The 7185-nt window shown below is 65.4% G+C and carries 7 protein-coding genes; 4 read left to right on the top strand and 3 right to left on the bottom strand.

Annotated features, from left to right (window positions below; genetic code table 11):
• Nucleotides 1–277: 277 nt before the first annotated feature.
• Complete coding sequence (locus ABT004_RS35425; protein ID WP_351345637.1) at nt 278–1117, bottom strand: SLATT domain-containing protein; 840 nt, start codon at nt 1115–1117, stop codon at nt 278–280.
• Nucleotides 1118–1509: 392 nt separating this feature from the next.
• Here ABT004_RS35425 and ABT004_RS35420 point away from each other — a divergent pair, with 392 nt between their 5' ends.
• A complete protein-coding gene (locus ABT004_RS35420) occupies nt 1510–1656 on the top strand; it encodes a hypothetical protein (protein WP_351345634.1) in 147 nt (48 codons plus the stop codon).
• 228 nt (nt 1657–1884) lie between these two features.
• Here ABT004_RS35420 and ABT004_RS35415 read toward each other — a convergent pair whose 3' ends face one another.
• Nucleotides 1885–2484, bottom strand: a complete 600-nt coding sequence (locus ABT004_RS35415; RefSeq protein WP_351345631.1) for a hypothetical protein — start codon at nt 2482–2484, stop codon at nt 1885–1887.
• Between the two features lie 225 nt (nt 2485–2709).
• Between ABT004_RS35415 and ABT004_RS35410 the strand changes: the two genes are divergently transcribed.
• Entirely contained in the window at nt 2710–3690 is a 981-nt protein-coding gene (locus tag ABT004_RS35410) for a hypothetical protein (RefSeq protein ID WP_351345628.1), read from the top strand.
• Between the two features lie 490 nt (nt 3691–4180).
• On the opposite strand, the gene phoU is transcribed toward ABT004_RS35410, so the two are convergent.
• On the bottom strand, nt 4181–4861 hold the full coding sequence (phoU, locus tag ABT004_RS35405; protein WP_351345625.1) for a phosphate signaling complex protein PhoU: 681 nt from the start codon (nt 4859–4861) through the stop codon (nt 4181–4183).
• Between the two features lie 196 nt (nt 4862–5057).
• Between phoU and phoR the strand changes: the two genes are divergently transcribed.
• Both phoR and phoP read left to right on the top strand, forming a co-directional pair.
• Nucleotides 5058–6356 carry a two-component system sensor histidine kinase PhoR gene (phoR, locus tag ABT004_RS35400; protein ID WP_351345622.1) on the top strand — a complete coding sequence of 433 codons (1299 nt, stop codon included), beginning with the start codon at nt 5058–5060 and terminating at the stop codon, nt 6354–6356.
• Entirely contained in the window at nt 6353–7033 is a 681-nt protein-coding gene (phoP, locus tag ABT004_RS35395; RefSeq protein WP_306321454.1) for a two-component system response regulator PhoP, read from the top strand. Before phoR ends, phoP begins: the two co-directional genes overlap by 4 nt.
• Nucleotides 7034–7185 lie beyond the last annotated feature (152 nt).

Genomic DNA, 7185 nt, shown 5'->3' with positions numbered 1-7185 from the left:
GTTCATGGCGTCCAGGTCGTTCGTACAGTGGCGCGCTCCACCTGGACGCCATGAACCACGCCCGCTCCACTGCGTGTGGGCCGACGGCGGACGGGATGGGAGCTGGGGTTGAGTAGTGGGCTGAGCAAGCTCGGTCGTCCCGATAAGGGCATCTCGGCCCATCAAGTTGAACCCACCTAACGGTTTCAATTGGCCCTATTACCTTGGCTCAATCTTTGAGAATAAACCACCACAGGCTCCACCACCCTGGGCCGCTGGCGCCGATTCCTTCAACCGCTCAGATAACTTCTTGCTGCCCCTGTTGGGGCTGGTCTAGTTGCTGCTCTCGCATGCGCTGCTCCGCCCGTAGCCCCTCAACGGTAGTAGCGAATGCCTCCATGTTCACTGCATCATCAACGATATTATACGGAGCGATGCCCAAATCGAGTGCGGTAATGTGCTGCTCCATATTATCCGCTGTCTGCTGAAGATTGAACGCCCTCTCGCGGGGCTTGAAATAGCCAGAAGCAGCGGTTACTACCGTAACGATAGACCCAAGAGCGATTAAGGCTCCTTTCGCAGGCTGAGGAGGGTCATACCAAGCCGTGACACCAGAAACTCCAGCCGAGCCAACAAAGAGCAGCCACTGCATGAAGAGATGCAGGCGGCGGTAGTGGCTAGACTCGGCCCGAAGTCGAGAAATCTCCCCAGGTAGGCGGTCCCTGTATGAAGATTGTCTATCGATTGCAGGAGGAGTCAACCTTCGCGCCTCTAGAATCCGGCGCTCTTCGGCCAATTCGAGATCGAGCTTTAGCTCTCTGAGTGACTTCCCGGCATCTCGCCAGAGTGATTCGGTGAATTCTACGACGAACTGAGCCACGGTGCATATACCAAGAAACATCACCACCCCACCAAAGATGTTGGCGAGAGCGCTGGGCGTTTCACTGTGCAGCCAGAAAAGGACCTTCGCAGCGGCCCCCGCAACCACCGAGATGAGCAAAAGAGCCGGAGTCCCGTAAAGCCCAGCAACTTGCAGGCGGCGATTCTTGATCCGCTGCTTGTAATCAGCAACGTCTCGGCGATATTTGATTAACACGTCAGTCGTACTCGCCTCGACAGAGGGTATTTCGAGCGCCATCAGGTTCCCTCCTCCTTTGGGTGTAGCGAAGTCCTGGGTAATGATATGCGGCAACTAATCTCGGCGTGGGTGCTTATTCGAAGGTTGAGGCAGGGGAATCTGTGCGGAACAGCGCTGCACGGCTCCGTCTTCAAGCTCGAACGCGGCCCTAACTGACCGAGCCAGGGACGAGCGCGACAGCAGTGCCCAAGCCCGTAGTTCTTTGCTTGCTGAAGCTGCCCGCCGCCTCCGGCAACGGAACCATGTCTTCCTGATCTTTACGGGCGTACGTTGCTCGCATGCCTAGATTTGCCGACTTTGACGCCTCGTCGCTGCGCCGCTCCAGCGATCAAGATCATTTCCCTTGGTCTGCCCGGACCCTCACGCTCATACGCATCAGCGCCCAAGGAGTCGTGGCCCAGGCCACTAGCGACAGCGAGAAGCGTCGGCTCCTTGACGAAGCTACGAAGAAGGACATGATCCTCGCGGCATGGCCGGGCCAGTGGCGCCAAGACGTGTTCTGGGTCGACGACATCAAGGCTGCTCGCGCCGCTCTCTGAGAGACGAGCACCGAGTGTCTAACTGCGTGACAACCGCGACGCACACCCGCGAACAACCGGGGACGTCAGCGGACCATCAACGCAGGTGACAGGCACAGCAGTCCAAGGACAGTAAGCGTCCCCAATTGCTTCGGGACGAAGGGGTCGTGGGTTCAAACCCCGCCACCCGACAGTGAATACCAGGTCAGCGGGCAGCCCGGCCGCCGACCAGCAGATAGATCTTGCTGGTCAGCGTGCCGGTGTCCGCTCCCGCTCGGAATCGGCATCGAGGGACACACGCAGGTCCTCGGTGGCCGCCTCCACCAAGTCGTTCGTAGCGCCGTACAGCAGGCGGATGCGCTGTGACAGGCCGTCGCTTGTTGTTCCGTCGTCAGACCTTTTTTTGGCGGCGGCGACGCTCTGGCTCAGCAGGCCCGCAGTCCGCCGCGCAGAACGACGCAGTGTGTGCGCCGCCGTGATGACGGCCTCGCCCCCTACTAGCTGAACGTCCGCCACCTGGGCGTGGATCGCGTCTTGTAGCTCGTCGAGGCGGGTCCACAGTTCGAGCGCGCCCTTGGGGTCTTTTCGGTCGTGCAGCCTGGACGCCGCCTCCGTGAGCGTGGCCGCAATCTGGAAGCCGAGGTGCACCAGCGCCGCGTAGGCCTGACGTCGCTCTTGGCGAAGCCACTTCCAGCGCTCCTCGGTGACCCGGTCTCGCTCGCGCTGCCGCTCCTCGCGGGACCGCCGTTGCTCTCGGTACTCCGCGAACGCCGCAGTGATCAGGACGCCTGCGAGCGTCGCAGACGCGGTGATCAGGTACGGCGCGATGCTCGTTCCCCCAGCTGCCATGGCGAGGATGTTGCCACAGTAGGCCAGGCGTGCCGCCTGACGGGTTGGCTGGTGTCCCTGGAGTGAGGGAGGAGTTAGGCCGGCCACGGCGAGCCATCCCGAAATGACCTCAGCTTCCCAAGTTGAGAGCGCGGTTCGCAGAGATGGGTGCAGCTCAGAGACCAAAATGAGCCGCTCGGCTGTCCCCTTCTAGCTACCCTCGCGTCACGAGGGACAGGGGGACGTATGCGTGCGACGGACCAGGAGAAGGCTCACATCAGGGCCTACGTCGAGGGCCAGGCCCACGAGAAGGTCGTGCATCTAGAGAAGGCCGCCTCTGAACTGGTGGGCCCGGTACGGCACGACATCTGGGACGTGCACTGTGAAGACAGCCGATGGTGGGTCGTAACCAACAGCACGAATCTGTACAACCAACTGGACTTCAAGAGCCGGGACGTGGTCCTGACCTTCCACGTCGGACTCATGCTTCGGATGTCCTACCTCCAAGAACGACAGGTGCCACTCGCACCCGATGAAGCTGATCTTCTACCAGGCTCATGGCGTCGGTGGGAGCAGGCGTTCGAGGCTTACGACAGTGGAGATGAGGCCGAGAACTTCCAAGCTGTAGGCATGCGTCTTCGCGAGTGCTTGGTTTCCTTCGTTGGAGAGACGCGTTCGGATCAACTGGTACCGGCCGGCAAGGAGCGGCCGAAGGATGCCGACTTCCGGGCGTGGTCTGAGTTGCTGGCCAACTTCCTGGCCGCCGGTGCCTCCGCTACAAAGCTTCGCTCGTATCTGAAGAAGGTCGCTGGTGAGACCTGGGAGTACGTCAACTGGTTGACCCACGCGAAGCGAGCAGTGCGGATGGATGCTGAGATCGGTCTGAAGGCCGTTGAGCACCTGTTGGGGGTCTTCACGGCCGCGCGCGTCCGGCTCGGCAATTCCGTCAAGCGTTGTGACGAGTGTGAGTCCTACAACGTGGTGGCAGGGACCTGCACGCATTGCGGGTGGGTAGACGAGAGCTACCAGCCGCCTGAGTTCAAGCCGCTGTCAGATGAAGAGCGGGAGAGGCGTCTGGCGACCCCATGTACGCCAAGCTCTGACATCTCGACGTTCATGAGTCCTGACGATCTTCTGCGCCGGGAGGCGACGAACAGCCGGGCCGTCTCTGGGCCGTCCGAAGTGACTCAAGAGCACTCACCAACGGCCAACAATGACAGTAGCTGAGCCAGCCTGTCGTCACCTGACCAGCAAAATCCCAGCTTCCCAAGATCCCCGGCAAGAACCAAGGTAAGAAGAAGTAACCCCCTCTCTCTGCCTTGGCCCCTGGGGCGTGCCGAACACGGCACGCCCCAGGGGCTTATTGGCAACTGCCACGCGCGCGTGCGCCGTTGATGCGCCCGCCGTGCTGGGCATGCAATGGGGGAAGGGCTCCACCGTGGGGCCCCGTCGAGGAGGGAACATCATGGCCGCCGACTCCCCGAAGCCGATCCAGAGCCCGCAAGCACCCGTCGAAGTGAGCCGACCAGTACCGGAGTTGGTGCTGCTCGGAGCCTGTGGATGCGGCTCGGGCTGCGGCTGCGGCTGCCAGTCGGGCGCGCCGTGCCAGTGCGGGGGTTCCTGCTGAGAGCAGGCATCGAGTGACAGAAGGGCCCCGCGCGGGCAGTCGCGCGGGGCCCTCGTCCTGGTACGGGCGGGCGTACCGGCTGGCGTACGGTCAGGCGCTCTCCACCGACTGGGGCTGCGTCTGCACCTCGTCCGCGTGCTCGCCCGTCACCAGGTAGACGACCCGCTTGGCCACCGACACCGCGTGGTCCGCGAAGCGCTCGTAGTAGCGGCCGAGCAGCGTCACGTCGACCGCCGTCTCGATGCCGTGCTTCCACTTCTCGTCCATCAGGTGCTGGAAGAGCGTGCGGTGCAGCAGGTCCATCTCGTCGTCGTCCTGCTCCAGCTGCATCGCCAGGTCGACGTCCTTGGTGATGATGACCTCGGCCGCCTTCGCCATCAGGCGCTGCGCGAGCTGGCCCATCTCCAGGATCGTCGCGTGCAGGTCGTGCGGGACCGCCCGCTCCGGGAAGCGGAGGCGGGCCAGCTTCGCGACGTGCTGCGCCAGGTCGCCGCTGCGCTCCAGGTCCGCGCTCATCCGGAGCGAGGTGACGACGATGCGCAGGTCCGTGGCGACGGGCTGCTGGCGGGCCAGCAGGGCTATGGCCCGCGCCTCCAGCTCGTGCTGCAGATCGTCCACCTTCTGGTCGGCGGCGATCACGGTCTCGGCGAGCTTCAGATCGGCGTCGAGCATGGCCGTGGTGGCGCGCCCGATCGCCGACCCGACAAGACGGGCCATCTCGACCAGGCCCTCGCCGATCGAGTCAAGTTCCTCGTGGTACGCGTCACGCATGCGGCGTTCCCTCTCTGTACCTGGCTACGTATGGAACCCGGACGGCCCCACGCTCCCACGATCCGTCCTGTACGCGTCCGAATCCGGCACCACAAGTGAATCGACCCCGTACCCAAGGTGAACTCTGGGCGACGAGTGTTCGAGCTGCCACTCGGATGGCTGTGGAGGAGTGCTCGGTGCCGCATAACCTGAAGACATGGACGTGAACGCGGCGGTCGCCGCAGCGGCAGCGATCGCCGGAGTGTGCACCGGTGTCATCGCCATGCTGGCGTTTCGCTGGAGCGAGCGCGACCAGAAACGCCCCACCCGCACCTCCCTGCACATGGACCCGGTCCTGCCGCCCGGCGTCGACACCGTGCTCTCCGTGCTCCGCTCCTCCGCCGTCGTCCTCGACGAGGCGGACAGCGTGGTCAAGGCCAGCTCGGCGGCGTACGCCCTCGGTCTCGTACGCGGCGGGAAGCTCGCGGTCGAACCGATGCTGCAGATGGCCCGCGACACCCGGCGGGACGGGGAGATACGCCAGGTCGAGCTGGATCTGCCACGACGGGGGACCGGCCGCGGCGACGCCCTCGCGGTGTCCGCCCGCGTCGCCCCGCTCGGCTCCCGGCTCGTGCTGCTGCTCGTCGAGGACCTCACCGAGGCCCGCCGCATCGAGGCCGTACGGCGCGACTTCGTCGCCAACGTGAGCCATGAGCTCAAGACCCCCGTGGGCGCGCTCTCGCTGCTCTCCGAGGCCGTCATGGACGCAGCCGACGACCCGGAGGCCGTGGAGCGGTTCGCCGGGCGCATGCAGAACGAGGCGACCCGGCTCACCAGCCTCGTACAGGAGCTCATCGATCTGTCGCGGGTGCAGAACGACGACCCGCTGGAGGACTCCGAGCCGGTGCGCGTCGACGAACTCGTCGCCGAGGCCATCGACCGCTGCCGCCAGCCCGCCGCGTCGAAGCAGATCACGATGGCCGCCGGAGGCACCGCCGACCTGCGGGTCTGGGGCAACCGGGGGCAGCTCGCCGCCGCCCTCGGCAACCTCGTCGAGAACGCCGTCAACTACTCGCCGGCCCGTACGCGCGTGGGGATAGCCGCCCGCCGCGTCCCGGCGGGCGGCGGCGACCGCATCGAGATAGCCGTCACCGACCAGGGCATCGGCATCTCCGAGAAGGACAAGGAGCGCGTCTTCGAGCGCTTCTACCGCGTCGACCCGGCCCGCTCGCGCGCGACCGGCGGCACGGGCCTCGGCCTCGCCATCGTCAAGCACGTGGCGGCCTCGCACGGCGGCGAGGTGAGCGTGTGGAGCTCCGAGGGACAGGGCTCCACCTTCACGCTGCGGCTGCCCGAGGCGGCCTCGACCCGCGCCTCACGTTCGACCCAGACCAAGACATCCCGCACCAGTGGCCCCGGAGACGTACGCGACGAAGACGACGCACACGGGCCCGACGACACAACCGCATACGAATCCATTCCTGCCACTCCTGCCGCCCCGGAGGTCCTTCCGTGACCCGAGTGCTTGTCGTAGAGGACGAGGAGTCCTTCTCCGACGCCTTGTCCTACATGCTCCGCAAAGAGGGCTTCGAGGTCGCCATCGCGGCCACCGGGCCCGACGGCCTCGACGAGTTCGAGCGCAACGGCGCGGACCTCGTCCTGCTCGACCTGATGCTGCCGGGCCTGCCCGGCACCGAGGTCTGCCGCCAGCTGCGCGGCCGTTCCAACGTCCCGGTCATCATGGTGACCGCCAAGGACAGCGAGATCGACAAGGTCGTCGGCCTGGAAATAGGAGCCGACGACTACGTCACCAAGCCGTTCTCCTCGCGTGAGCTGGTCGCCCGGATCCGGGCCGTCCTGCGCCGCCACGGGGAGCCGGAGGAGGTCGCGCCGCAGGCCCTGGAAGCCGGGCCCGTCCGCATGGACGTCGACCGTCACGTGGTGACGGTGGGCGGCGGCAAGGTCGACCTGCCGCTCAAGGAGTTCGACCTCCTGGAGATGCTGCTGCGCAACGCCGGGCGTGTGCTGACCCGTATGCAGCTCATCGACCGGGTGTGGGGTGCGGACTACGTGGGCGACACCAAGACGCTCGACGTCCACGTGAAGCGCCTCCGCGCCAAGATCGAGCCGGATCCCGGGGCGCCGAGATACCTGGTCACGGTGCGCGGCCTCGGCTACAAGTTCGAGCCGTAAACCGCTTATCAAGCCCCGCCGGCGTTTCCCATCAAGCCCCGCCGGCGATTGAGGCGCGGGGGCCGGGGCGGAGCCCCGCGACGTCGAGCACGGATGGCGTCACATGGCGGAGGGGGGGGCGGCCCAGGGTTGGGGCGCGCCAAATCGGTATG

It is taken from the genome of Streptomyces sp. NPDC002790 (assembly GCF_040295505.1).
Taxonomy (GTDB): domain Bacteria; phylum Actinomycetota; class Actinomycetes; order Streptomycetales; family Streptomycetaceae; genus Streptomyces.
Note: the sequence above shows the minus strand (reverse complement) of the source record. Positions and strands in the feature narration are given on the sequence as shown.

Excerpts from the sequence above, each read along its gene's own strand:
- ABT004_RS35415 (WP_351345631.1), bottom strand. The coding sequence starts at position 2,484 with ATGGCAGCTGGGGGAACGAGCATCGCGCCGTACCTGATCACCGCGTCT.
- phoU (WP_351345625.1), bottom strand. The coding sequence starts at position 4,861 with ATGCGTGACGCGTACCACGAGGAACTTGACTCGATCGGCGAGGGCCTG.
- phoR (WP_351345622.1), top strand. The coding sequence starts at position 5,058 with ATGGACGTGAACGCGGCGGTCGCCGCAGCGGCAGCGATCGCCGGAGTG.
- ABT004_RS35425 (WP_351345637.1), bottom strand. The coding sequence starts at position 1,117 with ATGGCGCTCGAAATACCCTCTGTCGAGGCGAGTACGACTGACGTGTTA.
- ABT004_RS35410 (WP_351345628.1), top strand. The coding sequence starts at position 2,710 with ATGCGTGCGACGGACCAGGAGAAGGCTCACATCAGGGCCTACGTCGAG.